Below are 19162 nucleotides of genomic sequence, written 5' to 3' on the forward strand. Positions count from 1 at the left end.
CGCTCACCTGTTCATGAGCGGGGGCGGCGCTCAGCGGGACCCGGTAGCGTTGGCCGACGGTTTGCACGGTAGGCCAGAGTCAGGAGTGGGCGGCGATGCACAGCAGCGGACGCGGCGAGGATTCGCCCGAAGCGTACCGGGGCGTCGTGCTCCCCTCGGGCCGGCAGCAGCAGCCGCTGCAGTACGGCGAGCACGTCCAGCCGGCCGGCGGCACCCCGTGGGGCGCGCCCGACGGCCCGCCGGCCGCCGAGCCGGCCGACGCCACGCAGATGCTGCCGCCCTACCCCGGTGCCGACCCGCTCGGGCCGCCCGCGCAGCCCCCCGCGCCGCTGCCCGCGCCCCCGGTAGCCGACGCCACGCAGATGCTGCCGCCCTACCCCGGCGACGCCCCGGCACCACCGCTGCCGCCGGTGCCGCCGCAGTCCCCGCCGCCCTCGTACATACCCGACCCCTCTCCGGCAGAGGCGACCCAGGCGCTGCCCTTCTTCCAGGACCGGCAGGACCACCCGGGCGGCTACGACCAGCAGACCGGCTACGACCAGCAGGGGTACGGCCAGGCGCCGTACGAACAGCCCGGCGGCTACGACCAGTACCCCAACCAGGGCGGCCCGTCGTACGGCGGCCAGGAGCAGCACCCCGGCCAGTACGGCGGTTTCGAGGAGGAGCCGCAGCCCGGCCCCGGGCACGACAGCGACTACGACCACCTCTTCCGGCATGACGTGCCGAGCCCGGCGCCGATGCGGCCGCGCATCATCCAGCCGCCGGACCGCCGGCAGCCCGCCCAGCAGCCCTACCCGCAGGGCCCCGGCGGCGGTCCCCAGGAGCCCGGCTACGGCCCTGAGCGGGACTACGGCTACGACAGCGGCGGCGAAGGCGGGCGCCGGATGTCGCCGAAGGCGCTGATCGGCGTCGTGGTCGGCGGCTGCGTGGTGGCCGGCCTGGTGGTCGGCGCGCTGCTCAACTCCGGTGGCGGTGGCGGCGGCAAGACCGGCACCGTGGCCGACTCGTCGAGCGCCTCGCCCGCGCCCGGCACCTCCGCGGGCGCCAAGCCCGGCCCCTCCGACGGCGCCGACGACGCCGCCAAGCAGCAGGCGTCCGCACTGGACTCGCTGCTCAACACCAGTGACGCCAGCCGCAGTTCCGTGGTGAGCGCGGTCGCGTCCATCAGGAGCTGCAGCAACCTGCCCGGCGCCGCCGGCGACCTGAACACCGCCGCCGACCGGCGCAAGTCCCTGGTCACCCAGCTGGCCAAGCTGCCCCTGGACCAGCTGCCCGACCACGACGCCCTGAGCACCGCGCTCACCAAGGCGTGGCAGGCGTCCTCCGCCGCCGACACCCACTACGCGAACTGGGCCGGCCAGGCGCAGAAGAACCACAAGGTCTGCCACGGCGGCCACGCCAAGAACACCAGCGAGACGCAGGCCGGCGACCGGGAGAGCGGCACTGCCACCACCGAGAAGAAGAAGGCGGTCAAGCTCTGGAACGCGATCGCCAAGAAGTACGGCCTCACCCAGCGGCAGTACTCCCAGCTCTGACGGCTCAGCTCTGACGGCTCAGCCCTGACGGCTCAGCCCTGACGGCCCAGCTCTGACGTCTCAGCCCTCACGGCCCAGCTCTGACGGCTGCCGGCCGGCTACTGGCCGTCCCGCTTGAGCGGGGCGTACGACGCCGGCTTGAGCGTCTTGGTCACGTTCACGAAGCCGGGCTGCGCCTGGACCAGGCGGCCCTGCCGCACCTTCTGGTAGGCGATGTCGGCGTTGACCATCCGCGGGTGGTCGGGGATGTTCAGCAGGTCGGTGTCGGTCCAGCCGAGGTCGGGGGTGAGGCCGCCGGTCGACAGCTTCGTGGTCGCGTCCATCGCCCGCCGCACGCTGTCCGCGGTGATCTTCGTCTTGGCGTCCATCGCGCGCACCACCTTGGCGAACACGGAGTACGCGATCCACGTGGTCTGCACCCCGGGGTCGGCCACGTCGATCGTGTCGTCGCCGAACGCGTACTTGCTGATCACCGACTTCATCTCGTCCCACTTCGGGTCCGAGGCCGGCGGGTACCAGTCGGCGATCTTCGCGCCCTCCAGCGGGCTCTTCGCGCCGCCGCTCGCGTCCACCACGGACTGCTGCACGCTGCCGATCACCGAGGAGAGCTGCACCTTCGGCTGCACGTCGCCGATCCGGCGCAAGGAGTCGAAGAAGGTGCTGGTGTGGTCGCCGAGCACCGCGGACACGCAGGTGGACGTCTTGTCGTCGCCGACCGCCTGGGTCGCGACGTCGGTGTAGTCGGTCGAGTCGTCCTTGGCGAGGATGTCCTCCACCGGGCGCTTGCCCTCCTCCTTCAGCCCCTGGTCGAGGAAGATCGGGAACTGGTCGCCGGTGATCGAGTCCGGCCGCACCAGCGCGACCTTCTTGCAGCTCTGCGCGAGTTGCAGCCCGCTGCCGGCCAGCAGCGCCGGCAGCCCGCCGTTGATCGGGTACGACATCAGGGACTGGTACTCGTCCTCGGTGATCCCGTAGCCGCCGATGTACGGGATGTCGTCGCCCTCCAGCGCGGAGATGAAGCTGCTGCCCTCCTCGCTGTACGACCCGACGACGGCGACCGCGCCCGCGTCGGCGGCCTGCTTGGCGCATTCGGTGACCGTGACCGCGTCGTCGCGCTCGTTGCAGGTGAGCACCTTCAGCTTGCGTCCGTGCAGCCCGCCCTGGTCGTTGACGTAGCTCTCGACGGCCTTGGCCATCCCCAGCATGCCGGGCATGTTGGTGGCGTTGGTGCCCACCGGCGCCCATGTCATCACCACGATCGGCCCCGGAGAGCCCCCCGCGCTCCCCGGAAGGACACCACACCCGCTGACCAGCGCGGATACGGCGAGTAGTGGGACGGCGGCACGCCGGAGCGCGCCCCTGCGGCGGTCAGTCATATCAATGGAAGATTCCGCTTCCGGCTCAACGGCCGGGTGACCGGATGCCAACGCCCGGTCACGTTCGGGTGAATTACAGGTGTCGCCGATCGGGTGCGTACGATCGTGCGCTGTGCAAGGTTCGGAGAAGTCTTCCCGTCGCGGCCGTCACTCCTCCACGATGGGTGGCATGCCCCTCAATGACATGCCGTGGTGGCGCTGGCGCAGCAATGTGCGCTCCGCGCTGCACATGATCAGCGACCCCGTCTTCCAGATGGAGGTGTGGCGGACCGGCCGCGAGGGATACGGCGATGTCACCGACGCCGTCTACCGCCTGGTCGAGGACACCTGGCTCGACAACTGGTCCGCCGAGAAGTACGTCGGCACCATCTTCCGCGACGCGCAGGAGGCGGCGCTGGTCGACGTGGCCGTGCTGCGCGTGCTGAAGATCCTGCACCAGGTGGGCGCCGACGCCCCCGCGGTCGCCTATCTCGACCACTCGGCCTGGCCGGAGGCGGTGCACGCGGCCCGCGAGGCGCACGTGCGGATGGCGTCGGCCGACGGCGAGGACCCGGACGTCCCGCCGCGCTCGCTCGAGGTGCTGGCGATCTACAACCGGACGGCGTGACCCCGGCGAGTGTCGTGACCACGTGCACGCGTGACCACGTGCACGCGTGACCACGCGGTCGTGACGGCGTGATCGGGTCCGTGTGCCGGACACCCGCGCCCTCGGCTGCCTGCTTGTGCCAGGCTGGCGCCTGTGAACGAACAGCAGTCGCAGCCCCCGCAGTACGTCCTCACGCTGTCGTGCCCCGACAAGCAGGGCATCGTGCACGCGGTCTCCAGCTACCTCTTCATGACCGGGTGCAACATCGTCGACAGCCAGCAGTTCGGCGACCAGGGCACCGGGCTGTTCTTCATGCGGGTGCACTTCTCCGCCGAGTCCGAGGTGACCGTCGACAAGCTGCGGGCCAGCTTCGCCGCGGTGGGCGACGCCTACCACATGGACTGGCACATCCACCCGTCCGCGGAGCGGATGCGGATCGTGCTGATGGTCAGCAGGTTCGGCCACTGCCTCAACGACCTGCTCTTCCGCGCCAGCACCGGCGCGCTACCGGTCGAGGTCGCCGCCGTGGTCTCCAACCACACCGACTTCCGCGCCCTCGTCGAGTCCTACCACGTGCCCTTCCACCACATCCCGGTCACCAAGGACACCAAGTCCGACGCCGAGGCGCGGCTGCTGGAGATCGTGGCGGCGGAGAACGTCGAGCTGGTGGTGCTCGCCCGCTACATGCAGGTCCTCTCGGACGACCTGTGCCGGAAGCTGTCCGGCCGGATCATCAACATCCACCACTCCTTCCTGCCGAGCTTCAAGGGCGCCAAGCCGTACCACCAGGCGCATGACCGCGGTGTGAAGCTGATCGGCGCGACCGCGCACTACGTGACGGCGGATCTCGACGAGGGCCCGATCATCGAGCAGGAGGTCGAGCGGGTCGGCCACGGGGTCACCCCGGAGCAACTCGTCGCGATCGGCCGGGACGTGGAGTGCCAGGCGCTGGCGCGGGCGGTGAAGTGGCACAGCGAGCACCGGGTGCTGCTCAACGGCGGCCGGACCGTGGTGTTCGGGTAGCGGCTGGCGGGTAACAGGTGGCGGGGGCGGGGCCTGCGACTCCTCAGGTCCGCAGGCCCGCACGTCTTCGGGGCGAGGCGACCTCAGAGCCGGGACAGCGCCGCGGTCGCGTACAGCACGTCCCGGATCGCCGCCCGGTCACCGGCCTTGCCCGCCGCCACGCGCTCCGGCACCACGTGCCCCGTGGCGAGCTGGCAGAACTCCAGGCTGTCCATCGCCACATGCGCCACCTGGTGGTCGGGCGAGGCCACCGCGCCCGGCGAGTCGAGCGCCAGCAGCCACTCGCCGCCACCGTCGCCCTCGATCTCCAGCTTGAGCGAACGCCCGGGCGAGCCCGCGGCCACCAGCCGTGCCGGCGACGTGGCCAGCCCGGCCCGGCGCCGTGCGGCGAGCGCCCGGGTCAGCTTGCCGGCGGTCAGCCCGACGATCTGCCGCATGTGGCCCTCGGCGGGCGTGTCGTACGGGTAGTCCACCGCCTCGGCGATGTCCGTGGCGTGCGTCCAGCACGCGAAGGCGCGGTCCACGAACGCGTCCTGGAAGGGCAGTTCGAAGTCGCCGTGGTCCACCGGGAGGCCCGCGACCCCCTCGCCCGCGAACGCGATCGTCCGCACCAGCCGGTGGCTCTGCTCGCGCCACAGCAGGCGGAGCGTCGCGCCCGGCAGGTCCTGGTGAGCGGCCCAGTGCGCGGCCGTGCGCGCCGCGGGTGAGCGCGGCAACTCGATCTCCTCGGCGGCATGGCTCAGGCGTACCGGCCGCGGCCGGTCGAGACCGTAGCGTTCGGTGGCGTCGTCGGCCGCCGTCTCGATGCTCTGCTGCGGCAGCCCGAGGGCCCGGCCGACCAGGCCGTCGACGGCGATCAGGTGGGCGATGACCTGCCCGACGGTGAACTCCCGTGTCACCGGGGCGCCGTCGAACCACTGCAACCGCACCGGCGCGGTCCAGTAGCCGTCACCCAGATCGCGCAGCAGCGCGTCCAGCCGGGCGGCCTCCGCGTCGTAGGGCCCGGCCCACTCCGGTACCGGGATGCGCGCCGGACGCCGCCCGAGGCACCCTTCGAGCACCCGCGCCCGCAGCAGCGGGTCGAGGTCCAGCGAGTCCTCCTGGTGCAGCAGGCCGACCGCGTCGCGCAGCCGCAGCGCCTCCTCGGCGCAGCTCGCGCAGTCCGTGAGGTGCACCTCGACGGCGAGGGTCTCGTCGCGGGAGCAGGCCGCCAGTGCCCAGGCACCCAGCAGCGACTTGAGGGTGCCGTGGTCGTACGGCGGCACGCGGACGGTGGTCACGGCCGAGGCCGTCGCCGGGCTGACGCGGGGCAGGTGGGGCAGGTGCGGCACAGGCGGGTCCGCCCCGTCGGTCGGTTCGGTCGGTTCGGGAGATACGGGGGACTCGGGGGACTCGGAGGAGCCGGAGGAGCCGGTCGGTCGCGGCGCGCCGAGGGCGGCAGGCGCGGTTTCGGCCGGGGAGCCGGTGGTGGGCCCGGCAGGCGTACCGGGGCCGGGCGACTGCGGGCCGAAGGAGCCGAAGGGCACGTCATCGGGCGCGTCGTGCTGTTCGCGCTGGGCGGGGACGCGGGCACGGCGCCCGTCTCCTCGGCCGTCGTCGGACGGGCCGTCGCCGTCGTGGTACGTCGGGCCGCTCACCGCTCGCCTCGCTTGGTGTTCTGCTCGAACGACGCCTCGGCCTGCTCGTCGGGCTCCATCGCGGTGGACAGCAGTTGCAGGCCCAACCGCAGCCTGCGGCGGGCCTCGTCCTCGCTGACCCCGAGATCGGCCGCCGCGGCGCGGTAGTCCAGCCGTTCCCGGTAGGCGAGTTCGAGGGCGGCGCGCAGCGGAGCCGGCATCGATGTCACGATGAAGTCGGCGCGTGCCGCGGTGTTGGCCTCGCGCACGCGTGCCTCCAGCACGTCGGGGTTGGTCCGGCCGCGGTTCGCGTACTGGCGCAACCGGTGCACCGCGTGCCGCTGGGTGAGCGCGGCGATCCACGACCGCAGCGAACCGTACTTCGGCTCGTAGGCGTCCGGGTTCTCCCAGACGTAGCCGAACACTTCGCGGGTGATCTGGTCCGCCGCGTCGTCGTCGTCGGTCACCCGGTGCGCGAGACCGTGGACCAGGGAGGCGTAGCGGTCGTACAGCTCACCGAGTGCCGCCTCCTCGCCCCGCGCCAGCCGCTGCTGCATCTTGCGGTCCCAGCGCGGCGGTGCGGGTGTCGCCATCTCCCGGCCCCCTTGCGTCGTCCGGCCCGTGCCTGCGTCCCCGACGTTACCGGGCACCCATGAGGGTGTACGCGGCTTTGCACCAACCTGACACCGGATGCGACCGCTTCTGTCGGTCTGTTATGCGGGTGTGACCAGAAGATTGCGGGGTTGCGACCGGGAGCGGGCATAGGGTCGTAGGACGGGAGAATCCAAGTCGACGGCGAGGCGAGGTGGGAACCGGTGCTGGTGACCCAGGCCGAGCGGGACGGCTGGGCGGTGGTCACGGTCGCGGGGGAGATGGACCTGATCTCCTCGCCCGCGGTCCGGCAGAAGGTGCATGAAGCGGTCGCCGACGGGCGGCGCAGCCTGGTGCTCGATCTCGCCGGGGTGCGGTTCTGCGACTCCAGCGGGGTGGGCGTGCTGATCGGCGCCCGACGGCTGATGCGGTCCTGCGCGGGGCGGTTGCGGATCGTGCTGCCTCGGGAGGACGACGAGGGTGCGCCGCACGGGGCGCCCGGCTCGTCCGGATCATCAGGGTCATCCGGGTCGGCCGGGCAGATCGCCGGCCACGGCGGGGAAGCGCACGTCAACCGGGTGCTGGCCGCGCTCGGGGTGCGCCGGCTGTTCGAGGTCTACCCGGACCTGGACGCGGCCACCGATGACACCGCCAGGCCGCTGTCCGCCTGAGCGCAGCGCTTCGCGGGCGGGCGCCCGCAACGCCGGGCCCGCGTTGTCCAGTACGTGGCCGGCGCGGGGTGACCGAGGATGGACCCATGACCCTTCTCACCTTCGTGCGCGGCGACATCACCGAGGAACCGGTCGACGCGGTGGTCAACGCCGCGAACTCCTCCCTGCTCGGCGGTGGCGGCGTGGACGGCGCCATCCACCGCAAGGGCGGCCCCGAGATCCTGTCCGCCTGCCGCGACCTGCGGGCGTCGCACTACGGTCGCGGGCTGCCCACCGGCCAGGCCGTCGCCACCACCGCGGGGCGGCTGCCGGCACATTGGGTCATCCACACCGTCGGCCCGGTCTGGCGGGCGGGGGAGGACCGTTCCGAACTCCTCGCTTCCTGCTACCGGGAGTCGCTGCGCGTAGCCGACGAACTGGGCGCCGCCACCGTCGCCTTCCCCGCCATCTCGACCGGCGTCTACGGCTGGCCGATCGACGACGGCGCCCGCATCGCCGTACAGACCGTGCGCGCGGCCTCCACCTCCGTCACGGAGGTGCGCTTCGTCCTCTTCGACGATGTCGCTTATGAGGCATTTACGGCTTACGGGTAAACCACTTGCGGGGTGCTCGGCGTGGTCACGGAGCGTCCGCGGCGGGTTGTGTCCGATGCGTGACTTGTTACGCGGTGGAGTCGGGGTGGTCCTCAGGTACGCTCCATCGGGTGCGCGTACGTTCCAGGCTTCCCCAGGGAGCCGCTCGGCTGGTCCGAAGCGGTTCCGTGCCTGGCTGCGCGATCCCTGACCGGACGCGGCGCACAGTATGCGGTACGCCCGCTCCGTTGCGAGGGAATATGCCCGAAGCGCTTGTTGGAGTACCAGTCGGTCGACCAGGCTATGTGACGTCTGTGTCACATACGGTGACGACGGGCAGGCGTGAGACGTCGGGTCAGCCGGTTCGGATGGTGTGAGCAGTGCAGATGCTTCAGATGCAACTGGAGGTCGGTGTCGACCCGGCGGAGGTCGGACGCGCCCGCCGCTGGGCGAGGTCGCGACTGGTGGGTTCCGGGATAGGAGCCGACGAACCGGTCGCCGAGACGCTGCTCCTGCTCATCTCCGAACTCGTCACCAACGCCGTCGTACACACCGGCTGTCCGGCCGTGCTGCGCATGCTCTTCCCTGCCGCGCCGGCCGCTCCGGTACGGGTCGAGGTCGCCGACGCCAGCGTCCTGCCGCCCGCCCCGCGCCATGCCAACCGTGACGAGACCGGTGGCCGCGGCCTGGAACTGGTCGACGGCCTCGCCGACCGCTGGGGCTGGCACCCGGAAGGCGCGGGCAAGCAGATCTGGTGCGAGGTCGACCGAGGCGCGGCCACCGCGGTCCTGACCTGACCCTTTCGCCTCATCCGGACCGCCGGGCCGGCCGCGCCCTAACCGCGCGCCGACGTCTGGAACGTCCGCCGGTACACCGTCGGTGACACACCCAGCGCGCTCTGGATGTGCTGCCGCAGCGACGCACCCGTACCGAACCCCGCCTCCCGCGCGATCTGGTCCACCCCGAGATCGGTCGACTCCAGCAACTGCCGCGCCCGCTCGATCCGCTGCTGCGTCAGCCACTGCCCCGGACTCAGCCCCACCTCCTCCCGGAACCGCCGCGTGAACGTCCGTACGCTCATCGCCTCCCGCTCCGCGAGCTGCCGCAACGTCACCGGCTGCTCCAGCCGCTCCAACGCCCACGCCCTGGCCCGCTCGGTGCCCGCCAACTGCGGCTCGGGCAGCGGCCGCCGGATGTACTGCGCCTGACCGCCCTCCCGATGCGGCGGCACCACCGTCCGGCGGGCCACCCCGTTCGCCACCGCGGTGCCGAAGTCCCGCCGCACGATGTGCAGACACACGTCGATCCCCGCCGCCACCCCCGCCGAGGTGAGCACGTCGCCGTCGTCCACATACAGCACGTCCGGGTCCACCCGCACCCGCGGGAAGAGCCGTTGGAAGTGGTCCGCGCTGCGCCAGTGCGTGGTCGCCGGCCGCCCGTCCAGCAACCCCGCCGCCGCCAGCAGGAACGATCCCGTGCAGATCGACACCACCCGCGTACCCGGCCGGATCGCGTCGAACGCCGCCCTCAGCTCCGCGCTGAGCCGACCCTCCTCGTAGACGTCCTCCATCTCGTGTGACGCGGGCACCACCACCGTGTCCGCCTCGGCCAGCGCTTCCATGCCGTGCTCGACCGTGATCGTGAAGTCCGCGTCCGTCCGCACCGGACCCGGGCGCACGCTGCACGTCACCACCTCGTACAGCGCGGGGCCGCCCTCTTCCCGCTCCTGGCTCCTCGCGGCCCCGAAAATCCGCAGCGGGATGCCGAGTTCGAACGGGATCACCCCGTCGAGCACGAACACCGCCACCCGGTGCCGCCCACCGCCGCCGAACACCCGGGCCCGCGGGGGAATCCGAGAATCTGCCATGGCCCGATTCTTTCACACCATGGCCCTCGGGCCACTCGTCACCGGGGAGCTCTCCTCGGAGACTGAGCACCGTGACGCAGACATCTCGCACTCCCGCGCCCGCCGACGGCCCAGCCGCGCCCACCGGCTCCGCCACACCCGGCGACGCCACCGGGACGCGCCGGCACCCGCGCCCGCACCGTGCCTGGGCGGTTGCCGCCGTCACGTTCGTGACCATCATCGGATCTGCCGCATTCGCCTCCCTTCCCGGACTTCTGATCGACCCGCTGCGCAGCGAGTTCGGCTGGTCGCGCGCGATGATCGGGTTCGCCGTCTCCATCAACCTCGCGCTGTACGGGCTGACGGCGCCGTTCGCCGCCGCGCTGATGGACCGCTTCGGCATCCGGCGCGTCGTCGCCTGCGCGTTGCTGACGATCGCACTCGGCGCCGGACTCACCGTCTACATGACCCAGGTCTGGCAACTGGTGCTCTGCTGGGGTGTCTTGGTGGGTCTGGGCAGCGGTTCGATGGCGCTCGCGTTCGCCGCGACCGTCGCCAACCGCTGGTTCGTCGCCCGCCGCGGCCTGGTCACCGGCATCCTCACCGCCGGTGGCGCCGCCGGGCAGTTGGTCTTCCTCCCTCTCCTTTCATGGATCACCGAACATCACGGCTGGCGTCCTGCCGCCGCGACGGTCGCGTTCGCGGCACTCGCCGTCGTGCCCTTCGTCTGGCTGCTGTTGCGCGACCACCCCGCGGACGTCGGTGTGGCCCCCTACGGCGCGGCGGAGTTCACGCCCAAGCCCCCGCCGGTCAGAGGGGCGGCCGGTCGTGCGCTGCGGGCCCTTCTCCAGGCGGCACGCGGCGGTACCTTCTGGCTGCTGGCCGGCAGCTTCGCGATCTGCGGTGCGTCGACCAACGGTCTGGTGAAGACCCACTTCGTGCCCGCCGCGCACGACCACGGGCTCCCGGTGACGACCGCGGCGTCCCTGCTCGCCGTCATCGGGGTGTTCGACATCGCGGGCACGGTGGCCTCCGGATGGTTCACCGACCGCCTGTCGCCGAGGCGGCTGCTCGCGATCTACTACGGACTGCGTGGACTCTCGCTGATGTTCCTCCCGATGCTCTTCTCGGACAGCATCCACCCCTCGATGGTGCTGTTCATCGTCTTCTACGGCCTCGACTGGGTGGCGACGGTGCCGCCGACCATCGCGCTGTGCCGTGAGCACTACGGCGAGAGCAGCGCGATCGTCTTCGGCTGGGTGCTCGCGGCCCACCAGATCGGTGCGGCCCTGGTCGCCTACCTCGGCGGGGTGGCGCGTGACGCGCTCGGTTCCTATGACGTCGTCTGGTACACCTCCGGTGCGTTGTGCGCGGTGGCCGCGCTGATGTCCCTGGTCGTCCGCCATCGGCCGGTCGCCGCGCCCGTGATGGCGGTTACTGGATGAACGCCCCGAATGTCTGTGCTAGTTCCGATTCGAGTGGAGTTCACTCGCCCGGGTGAACGGGACCGGCTGGAGCGGGCGGTGGGCGCCGCTCTCGCCCGGATCGGCCCTGGCAGAGCGGTCCGTACGGCCCGTTGAGAACGATCCGCGGTGAACGAGGCGGCACGCGCGGAACAGCTCGCGTGGATCGCCGTGGAGAAAGGGCCGTGCGCGTGCGCAACGGCCGGGGCGGGCGGCTCGCAGGGAACGGCTCGCAGGGAACGAGCGGTGCGGATCGAACGAGCCGCGGTGACGGGGGCGTTGCACCGCCGCCCGCCGCCCGCCGCCCGCCGCCCGCCGCTCGCCGCTCGAGGCAGGACTCGCCCGCGCCCGCGCCCGCCGGCTTCCGCGTACCGCTCTACCGCGCGCGGGCGGCCGCGCGCGCGATGCGGCGCGCGTCGATCGCCATTTCGCGGAACATCCCGCTGATCGGATTGGTGAACCCGGTGAAGTACAGCCCGGGCGCGCTCGCGGGCGTCCTGGCTCCGTGCACCACCGGGCGGCCGCGGCCGTCGAGCACGCCGAGGTGGCCCACGAGCGGTTCGAGGCCCCGCCGGTAGCCGGTCGCGGCGATCACCGCTTCCGGGCTGATCTCGGAGCCGTCGGCGAGGCGCACCTTGTCTCCGTCGAACTCGGCGACGGCGGCGACGGGTTCGACCCGGCGCGAGCGGACGGCGGCGATCAGGCCGACGTCCTGCACCGGAATCGCGCCGTCCAGCACGCGCGAGTACAAGCCGGTCTCGGGGCGGGGCAGGCCGTACGCGGACAGGTCCGGTACGCCGGCCCGTTCGATGTACGGCGCGACGCGGTCCACCAGCCGCGTCGGCAGTCGGCGGCAGACGATCCCGCTTGCCTGCGCGGGCCAGCCGAGCGTCGAACGGCGCAGGATATGAGGGGGTGTCCGCACCGCGAGGCGTACTCGCGAGGCGCCGCCCTCCATCAGGTCGACGGCGATCTCCGCACCGGTGTTGCCCGCGCCGACCACGAGGACGTCCCGCCCGTTATAGGGGACGGCGTTGCGGTAGCGGGCCGCGTGCAGAAGATCGCCGGAGAAGGTGTTTCGTCCCGGCCAGTCGGGTATGTACGGACTGTGGTTGTGGCCGGTCGCCACCACGACCACGGCGGAGGAGAGCACCCGGCCTCCGGTCGCGGGCAGTTCCCAGCCCGCGCCCTTCCGTTCCACTCGTCCCACCTCGATGCCGGTAGCGATCTCGAGTTCGTGGTATTCGGCGTACTTCTCGAGGTAGCGCACCACGTCGTCCCTGCTGACCCATCGGCCGAACCGGCGCGGAATGGGCAGTCCCGGCAGCGCCGACAGCCGCCGCGTGGTGTGCAGATGCAGCCGGTCGTAGTGGCCGCGCCAAGACGCTCCCACGTGTTCCGCGCGCTCCACCACGAGTGGCCTGAGTCCCCGCTCCCGCAGTGCCGCGGCCGCGGCCAGTCCGCCGGGGCCGGCGCCGATGACGATGGCGTCGGGAGCTGCGGTGGGCGGGGGGACCCGGTCGGTGGCGGTCGTGGGGTCGGCCATGGGGGCACTCCTGAGCCTGAATACGTCTGTCGCGAGCAAGGTGGTGGTAGCCGGAAGGTATTCCGACGGGCGGGTGCGAGCGTAACCCCCCATGCCGGTCGAGCGGCATGGGCCGTTGCGGGCTGCCCACTTGCCGGTCGCGGTCCGCCACTTGCCGCCCACGGGCAACCGGTTGTCGGCCGATACCGATGGCCGGTCGCCCGCAGCGCCTCGCCGCCGCCGGCGGTGCGCCGCCGCGTTGCCCGTCTGCCCGGAAACGCAGCGAAGCGGGCGCCGGCGGTCTCCCCCGAGACCTTGTGGCGCCCGCGTCGAGGCGTGGTGTTGCGGCAGGACTGGCGAGTGCGGGGCCGAACGGCCCTGCGGGTGAAGGGTGTTGGGACGGTCGCTACTTCGGTGGTTTCTTCCCGGTGACCCCGAGGTGGACGAGCAGCGCCAGGTTCGGCTTCAGGTCGGCCTGCTTGACGCCGGACCCGGTGAAACCTTTCTGGTGGGCGGCGACCGCAGCCAGCATGGCCACCAGCGAACCGGCCACGGCCGGCGCGCTGACCTGCTTGTCGACCTTGCCCTTGCTCTGAAGGTCCTTGATGGACTCGGTGAGTGAGCCCGTCACGGAGTTGAGGATGCGGGTGCGGATTCTGTTGAAGCGCTTGTCGCCTTCGGCGGCACCGAGGTCGATCACGCGCAGGATGGCGTCGTTCCTGCGCCAGAAGGACAGGAAGCCGTCCACGAGTTGGTCTGCGGCGAGCGCGCCGGACTTGCCGACCCAGGAGCGGCCCGCGACCAGTTCGGTCAGGCTCGCCCCCTCTTTGGCCATCTCATCGGCGAGTTCAAGGACGGCGCCCTCGACGTCGGGGAAGTACTGATAGAACGTTGCGGGGGAGGTGCCCGCCATCCGGGCGACGTCAATCACCTTGACATCCCGGTACGGCGACGTGCTGAGCATCTCGCCGAGGCAGTCCAGCAGCTTCTGCCGCGTTGCCTGCCCGCGGCGGCCCGCAACACGGCCGTCGACGGTGCGAACTTGTCCTGTCATGCCGTCAGTTTACCGACCCGTGATCGGCGCGCGATTTGGCGGCGTGCAAACGGGGACGCTCTCCTTCCGCTTGGCGAACCACCAGTTCAACGGTGCTTTCTTCCGTCCCGGCGGCCCCACGGGACGGCGCGTGAAATGTGGCGAATGGGTGATTCGGCGGCCTGGAGCGGGCGACTCGAAGAATTGACCATATGTTCGAATTCCAGCGGGTGTGGTGGGGAAGATCACTGGTTACGGTGGCGATGACAGCGTGTCGCGGACACGGCGCGGGCCATCGTGAAGGTACGGGAGGATCGAGTCATGTCGGCATTCGGAGAAGGCGCCCCGTGCTGGGCGGATGTGGCACTGCCCGACCTCGCCGTCGGCCGGACCTTCTACGGCGAACTGCTCGGCTGGACCTTCGAGGACCAGGGGGAGGAGTTCGGCCACTACACGATGGCCCTGCGCGACGGCGTCAAGGTCGCGGCCCTGATGCCGAAGGCGGACCCGTCGATGCCCACCGCCTGGGGCGTCTTCCTCGCGGTCGCAGACGCGGCCCGGACCGCCGAGAAGGTCAGGGCGGCCGGCGGGCAGGTGGCCTTCGGGCCGGACGCGGTCGGCGACAGCGGAGTGATGGCCGGGGTCGTCGACCCGGGCGGCTCCTTCGTCGGCCTCTGGCAGCCCGCCGGCCACCAGGGTTTCGACCTGGTCAACAAGCCCGGCGCCTACGCCTGGTCGGAGAACCACACGCGGGATGCCGAGGCCGTGGACGCCTTCTACCAGGACGTCTTCGGATACGAGTCCCAGCAGGTCGGCGACGGCGTTCACTTCGACTACAAGGTGTGGTCCGTGCCCGGAGCCGAGGACCCCTCGCTCGGCCGGCTGAAGCTGGACGGCACCGCGGAGGACACCCCCAGCGCGTACCAGGTCTACTTCGCGGTCGGTGACTGCGACGACGCGGCCGCCACCGTCCGCCGGCTCGGCGGCCAGGTGCTGGTGGGCCCCGCGGAGTCGCCGTACGGCCGCACCGCCATCGTCACCGACGACCAGGGAGCGCGGTTCGCCGTGATCGACCTCGCGCGCCGGTCCGACTCGATACCCGGTCAGTGAGGCCGGACGCCACCTTCTGACCCCCGTTCCGGCGCGGCGGATGGCCGTCGGGCCCCGGGGAGCGGATGATAACGAGTTCGCTTTCCGGGCGTGTCGGGACGGCCCCGGGTTCGCAACCGGCGCTCTTCCCAGGAAGAATCGGGTCCGTACCCTGGCACGGGAGCCAGCGACCGGCCGGACGGGGCCGCGCAGCACGGGGAACGGCCGCGGACAACGCGGGCACGGGGAGGTGGCAGGGCAAGTGGTGGAGCAGCTTACGCAGCATGACCCGAGACGGATCGGCCCTTTCGAGGTGCTGGGACGGCTCGGCGCCGGCGGCATGGGGCTGGTCTATCTCGCCCGCTCGGCCTCCGGTCGGCGAGTGGCGATCAAGACCGTGCGGGCGGAACTCGCCGAGGACCAGCTCTTCCGCGTCCGCTTCACCCGTGAGGTCGAGGCGGCCCGTGCAGTGTCCGGCTTCTACACCGCCGCCGTCGTCGACGCCGACCCTCGTGCCGCCGTCCCCTGGCTCGCCACCGCCTACGTCCCGGCGCCGTCCCTGGAAGAGATCGTCAACGAGTCCGGCCCGCTGCCCGCCCAGGGAGTGCGCTGGCTCGCCGCCGGGATCGCCGAGGCCCTGCAGTCGATCCACGCCGCGGGCCTGGTGCACCGGGACATGAAGCCGTCGAACGTACTGGTGGTCGAGGACGGACCGCGGGTGATCGACTTCGGCATCGCCTCCGGGGTGTCCAACACCCGGCTGACGATGACGAACGTCGCGGTCGGCACCCCCGCCTACATGTCGCCCGAGCAGGCCCGTGACTCCCGCAGCGTGCGCGGCGCCAGCGACATCTTCTCGCTCGGGTCCACCCTGGTCTTCGCCTCGACCGGCCATGCCCCGTTCCATGGGGCCAACCCGGTCGAGACCGTCTTCATGCTGCTGCGCGAAGGCCCCGACCTGGCCGGTCTGCCCGACGAATTGCGCCCGCTGATCGAGTCGTGCATGCGGATGAAGGCCGAGGAGCGTCCCACCCCGGCCGATCTGCAGGCGCAGCTCGCCCCGCACCTGTTCTCCTCCGGCGGCGACGACACCGGCACCGCGTCGGCCTGGCTGCCCCCCGGCGCGGTCGCCCTGATCGAGGAACGCCACCGCAGCCGGATCGGCCCGGTGCAGAACGGCGGCCGCAGCGCGCGCCAGCCCGGCGCACAGGTGTCCGGCCCGCAGGTCCCCCTGCCGTCGGCCCCCGCGCCCGCACCCCAGCCGCCCATGCCGCAGGCTCCCGCGCCGCAGCCCTCCGGCCTGGTGCCGCCGCCGCCCGTGTCACCGCCCCGCCCGCAGCAGCCGCCCCGCAGCCCCGCCCCCCAGCACGCGGCCGCGTCCGTACAACTCGCCGGGTCCGCGCCGATCGGGCCCGGGCTGCGGCTGGCGCGGGCGGCCGACCTCAAGGCGACGGCCGGACCGGTTCCGGGAACCGAGTGGGTGCGCCCCCGGGGCGGCGCCCATCGGGCCGCGGAGGCCCCGCCGCCGTCCGTGGCCGCGGTACCGCGTCCGTCCGGCCCGCCGGGGGAGTGGCGGCCCTGGCGGTTCCGGATGTCGAACGACGTGTGGGGCACACCCGTGGTGGACAGCGGACTGCTGTACGTCACGTCCTTCGAGGTACACGCACTCGATGTGGCCAGCGGGCGGCGGCAGTTCAAGACCAGGGACGTGGCCTGGACGATGGCGGTGGCCGGCGGCCGTATCCACGCGTCGGACGGGCCCAGCCTGTTCGCGTTGGGCGCGACCGACGGCGGCGAGCGGTGGCGTACCCCGATCGACGGCTGGGTGTACGCCGTGCAGGCCGACGCGAGCACCGTCGTCACCGGCACCCGTGGCGGCGTGGTGCAGGCGTGGGATGCCGAGCGGGGGACGCTGCGGTGGGAGCGGGCCGGAGCGCAGACGGAGTTCGAGTCGCCGGACGCCGGACCCGCCATCGAGAACCGGACGGTGTTCTACCAGGGCGGCGGCCTGCTGCACGCGGTGGACGCGCTCAACGGATCGGAGCTGTGGTCGTATCCGGTGGGGGAGCCCGGCGCGGCCGGGTCGGTGGTGACCCGGCCGGTGGTCGCCGACGGCGTCGTCCACCTGACCGCCGGCACCCGGGTGCTGGCCCTCGACGCGCGCACCGGCGCGGAGCGATGGCACTTCGAGGCGCCCGCCGTGATGTTCGCGCCCCCCGCGCATGTACCCGGCCTGGGCGCGTCCGGCGGCGGGATCTACGTCACCGACCACCTCGGCACGGTGTACGCGCTGGACCCGGCGGACGGCCGGGACCGCTGGCGGGTCGCCACCGAGCCGCGGCAGTCGCTGGAGCCGGTGGTGGTCGCCGCCGGCGGGGTCCACCTCGGGGCGGGCAGCGCGCTGTACACGCTGGACGCCGTGAGCGGGACGCCGCGCTGGCGGTTCGCCGCGCAGGGCGAGATCGTCGGGTCGCCCGCGGTGGCGGACGGGCGGGTGCACTTCGGTTCGAAGGACCACTGCCTGTACACGGTGGACGCGCAGGGTGGCCAGTTGCGGTGGCGGCTGGAGACCGGTGGCGAGATCACCGGATCACCGGTCACCGCCGACGGTGTGGTCTACGCCTGCTCCAAGGATCGTTGCGTCTACGCCCTGGACGCGGCGAAGGGCACCGGCTCGACCTCGCGCCGGGCCTGAGCGGGAAGCAGGGAGCGGGGAGCGGGGAGCAGGGCCCTGCGGGGCGGGCCCGGACGGTAGGCCCCGGGCACCGGTGGTTCAGGGCTCCGCCGGACCGTCGGGGGAGAGCGGCTCGGAGCGCTTCGAGTACGGCGGCGGCGACGGCGGGTAGGGCGGAGGAGACTCCTGCGGCGGTTCGTCGACGTCGTCCGACGGCAGGGGTTCGGGTCGGCCGTAGCGCGGGCGGCGCAGCCCCGAGAGCAGGAAAGCCCCCGCGAACAGCAGCAGCCCGCTCGCGACCGCGACACCTACGCCCGTGTCGAGCCCGTCGCCGCCCGCGGTCAGCGACCCGGAGAACTGCGCCTGCCGGACCATCCACAGCACCGTGACGCCCAGCACCAGGCAGCCGGCCAGCGCCACCGCCGCCCATGACCGCGCCAGCACGCCCAGCAGCGTGAGCAGCGCGGCGAAGCCCATCGGCAGGAAGAGGGAGCCGAGCAGAGCCGCGTCATGATCGGTGACGCCGACGCCCGTGAAGAGGTCGTTGACCCGGATGTCGGAGCCGTGACGGCCGCCGTACCAGGCTCGGAAGGGGCACCAGACGGCGGCCGTCGCTCCGGCGAGCGCGAGCAGTGACCCCATGACGTTGCGGACCATCGGGGTGCCACCGCCTCGTGTCGCTCACTCGGCCCCCACGTCGCCGACGCTACGCCGGGCGCCGCGGCACTGCCACGCGAGCGCGGGCGCGGGAGTGACCACCGCGCCGACCAGCACTTTTACCCCACCGGCTCACCTACCGGCTCCCCTACGGGGACCGAGGCTTCACCGGTTCCACGGCCCCACCCGCTCTACCGGTTCCACCCGCTGCACCGGCACTCCGCCGGTGCGGAATCCCCGCGCACCCCGCACCCCGCACCCCGCACCCCGCGCACCCGCGCACATCCCCCACCCTCCGCACCGCACAGGTCGGCCGCAGCGCCCCCTCCGCGCTGCGGCCGACCTGCTGCCCGGACTGTGAGCCGGCCCCCTGAGCCAGCTCGCCGGTCCCCCCTCGGGCGTCCCCCTCTTCTCCAGCGGACCCGGAAACCCCCATCTCCAGGTCCACGGGACCATGCCCGCCGCTGGGCAGTTCGCCCGGCGCCCCGTGCCACACCGTGCCGTGCCGCACGGGCGCCTCGCGGCGGATCAGTTTGCGGGCTCGGACTCGGTGTGCCAGTTGTTCGGCTTGACCTGACCGGGCTTCGTCGTGGGCTTGTCCGCCAGCAGCCCGTCGACCGGGGCCTCCGAGGCGTCCTCCGTGTGCCAGTTGGCCGGCTCGACCTTTCCCGGAGTCGGCTTGGTCGGCGGAGCGGGGTCGGTCGGGTCGGTCGGCGGCTGGTTCTCGGTGGTCTCGGTGGTCTCAGTCGTCATGGTGGTTCTCCTGCACTTCGGGGACCTGCTGTGGTGAAGCCCACCCGGCGACGACCCCCGTGCATCACCGGGCGGGCGGCTCGTGCGGTGATGGAATCGTGGCAGCCGCCGATAATCAACCGATAAACGGTATCGATGAGTTGCCGAATCGG

At 72.3% G+C, this 19162-nt stretch carries 17 protein-coding genes; 9 read left to right on the forward strand and 8 right to left on the reverse strand.

What is annotated here, in order from left to right; all coding sequences use genetic code 11:
• Positions 1 to 95: 95 nt before the first annotated feature.
• Positions 96 to 1535: a hypothetical protein gene (locus AB0399_RS01350; protein WP_366409865.1), complete on the forward strand. Its 1440-nt coding sequence runs from the start codon at positions 96 to 98 to the stop codon at positions 1533 to 1535.
• A 98-nt stretch (positions 1536 to 1633) separates the two neighbouring features.
• On the opposite strand, the gene AB0399_RS01355 is transcribed toward AB0399_RS01350, so the two are convergent.
• Positions 1634 to 2785 (reverse strand): ABC transporter substrate-binding protein, encoded by a 1152-nt coding sequence (locus AB0399_RS01355; RefSeq protein ID WP_366409866.1) that lies wholly within the window; start codon positions 2783 to 2785, stop codon positions 1634 to 1636.
• A 295-nt stretch (positions 2786 to 3080) separates the two neighbouring features.
• Between AB0399_RS01355 and AB0399_RS01360 the strand changes: the two genes are divergently transcribed.
• Complete coding sequence (locus tag AB0399_RS01360) at positions 3081 to 3518, forward strand: hypothetical protein (RefSeq protein ID WP_329368314.1); 438 nt, start codon at positions 3081 to 3083, stop codon at positions 3516 to 3518.
• Positions 3519 to 3641: 123 nt separating this feature from the next.
• Entirely contained in the window at positions 3642 to 4520 is an 879-nt protein-coding gene (gene purU / locus AB0399_RS01365; protein WP_329374217.1) for a formyltetrahydrofolate deformylase, read from the forward strand.
• A gap of 83 nt (positions 4521 to 4603) precedes the next feature.
• On the opposite strand, the gene AB0399_RS01370 is transcribed toward purU, so the two are convergent.
• Together AB0399_RS01370 and AB0399_RS01375 are read right to left on the reverse strand one after the other, a co-directional pair.
• Entirely contained in the window at positions 4604 to 6157 is a 1554-nt protein-coding gene (locus AB0399_RS01370; RefSeq protein ID WP_366409867.1) for a hypothetical protein, read from the reverse strand.
• A complete protein-coding gene (locus AB0399_RS01375) occupies positions 6154 to 6729 on the reverse strand; it encodes a sigma-70 family RNA polymerase sigma factor (RefSeq protein WP_329368317.1) in 576 nt (191 codons plus the stop codon). Before AB0399_RS01375 ends, AB0399_RS01370 begins: the two co-directional genes overlap by 4 nt.
• 228 nt (positions 6730 to 6957) lie before the next feature.
• Here AB0399_RS01375 and AB0399_RS01380 point away from each other — a divergent pair, with 228 nt between their 5' ends.
• The 3 genes from AB0399_RS01380 to AB0399_RS01390 all read left to right on the forward strand — a co-directional run bounded on the left by AB0399_RS01380 (position 6958) and on the right by AB0399_RS01390 (position 8767).
• A complete protein-coding gene (locus tag AB0399_RS01380; RefSeq protein WP_366409921.1) occupies positions 6958 to 7398 on the forward strand; it encodes an STAS domain-containing protein in 441 nt (146 codons plus the stop codon).
• Between the two features lie 86 nt (positions 7399 to 7484).
• Positions 7485 to 7991, forward strand: a complete 507-nt coding sequence (locus AB0399_RS01385) for an O-acetyl-ADP-ribose deacetylase (protein WP_329368319.1) — start codon at positions 7485 to 7487, stop codon at positions 7989 to 7991.
• A gap of 359 nt (positions 7992 to 8350) precedes the next feature.
• Positions 8351 to 8767 carry an ATP-binding protein gene (locus AB0399_RS01390; RefSeq protein WP_328465065.1) on the forward strand — a complete coding sequence of 139 codons (417 nt, stop codon included), beginning with the start codon at positions 8351 to 8353 and terminating at the stop codon, positions 8765 to 8767.
• 38 nt (positions 8768 to 8805) lie between these two features.
• Here the strand turns inward: AB0399_RS01390 and AB0399_RS01395 are convergent, their stop codons facing one another.
• Positions 8806 to 9837, reverse strand: coding sequence for a helix-turn-helix domain-containing protein (locus AB0399_RS01395; RefSeq protein WP_329368322.1), 1032 nt, complete (start codon positions 9835 to 9837; stop codon positions 8806 to 8808).
• 71 nt (positions 9838 to 9908) lie between these two features.
• Here AB0399_RS01395 and AB0399_RS01400 point away from each other — a divergent pair, with 71 nt between their 5' ends.
• A complete protein-coding gene (locus tag AB0399_RS01400) occupies positions 9909 to 11261 on the forward strand; it encodes an MFS transporter (RefSeq protein WP_366409868.1) in 1353 nt (450 codons plus the stop codon).
• 394 nt (positions 11262 to 11655) lie between these two features.
• Here AB0399_RS01400 and AB0399_RS01405 read toward each other — a convergent pair whose 3' ends face one another.
• Together AB0399_RS01405 and AB0399_RS01410 are read right to left on the reverse strand one after the other, a co-directional pair.
• A complete protein-coding gene (locus AB0399_RS01405) occupies positions 11656 to 12825 on the reverse strand; it encodes an NAD(P)/FAD-dependent oxidoreductase (RefSeq protein ID WP_366409869.1) in 1170 nt (389 codons plus the stop codon).
• A gap of 385 nt (positions 12826 to 13210) precedes the next feature.
• A complete protein-coding gene (locus AB0399_RS01410; protein WP_328465059.1) occupies positions 13211 to 13858 on the reverse strand; it encodes a TetR/AcrR family transcriptional regulator in 648 nt (215 codons plus the stop codon).
• A gap of 300 nt (positions 13859 to 14158) precedes the next feature.
• On the opposite strand from AB0399_RS01410, the gene AB0399_RS01415 reads away from it, so the two are divergent.
• Together AB0399_RS01415 and AB0399_RS01420 are read left to right on the forward strand one after the other, a co-directional pair.
• Positions 14159 to 14947 carry a VOC family protein gene (locus tag AB0399_RS01415; RefSeq protein ID WP_366409870.1) on the forward strand — a complete coding sequence of 263 codons (789 nt, stop codon included), beginning with the start codon at positions 14159 to 14161 and terminating at the stop codon, positions 14945 to 14947.
• A gap of 241 nt (positions 14948 to 15188) precedes the next feature.
• Positions 15189 to 17621, forward strand: a complete 2433-nt coding sequence (locus tag AB0399_RS01420; RefSeq protein WP_366409871.1) for a PQQ-binding-like beta-propeller repeat protein — start codon at positions 15189 to 15191, stop codon at positions 17619 to 17621.
• Positions 17622 to 17699: 78 nt separating this feature from the next.
• Here AB0399_RS01420 and AB0399_RS01425 read toward each other — a convergent pair whose 3' ends face one another.
• Positions 17700 to 18257 carry a hypothetical protein gene (locus tag AB0399_RS01425; protein ID WP_366409872.1) on the reverse strand — a complete coding sequence of 186 codons (558 nt, stop codon included), beginning with the start codon at positions 18255 to 18257 and terminating at the stop codon, positions 17700 to 17702.
• Positions 18258 to 18785: 528 nt separating this feature from the next.
• The gene (locus tag AB0399_RS01430; RefSeq protein WP_328465051.1) at positions 18786 to 19010 is read right to left on the reverse strand and encodes a hypothetical protein; all 225 of its coding nucleotides are present in this window, start codon (positions 19008 to 19010) and stop codon (positions 18786 to 18788) included.
• Positions 19011 to 19162: the final 152 nt, after the last annotated feature.

Origin of the sequence: Streptomyces sp. NPDC088194, from assembly GCF_040702025.1 — a bacterium.
GTDB lineage: Bacteria > Actinomycetota > Actinomycetes > Streptomycetales > Streptomycetaceae > Actinacidiphila.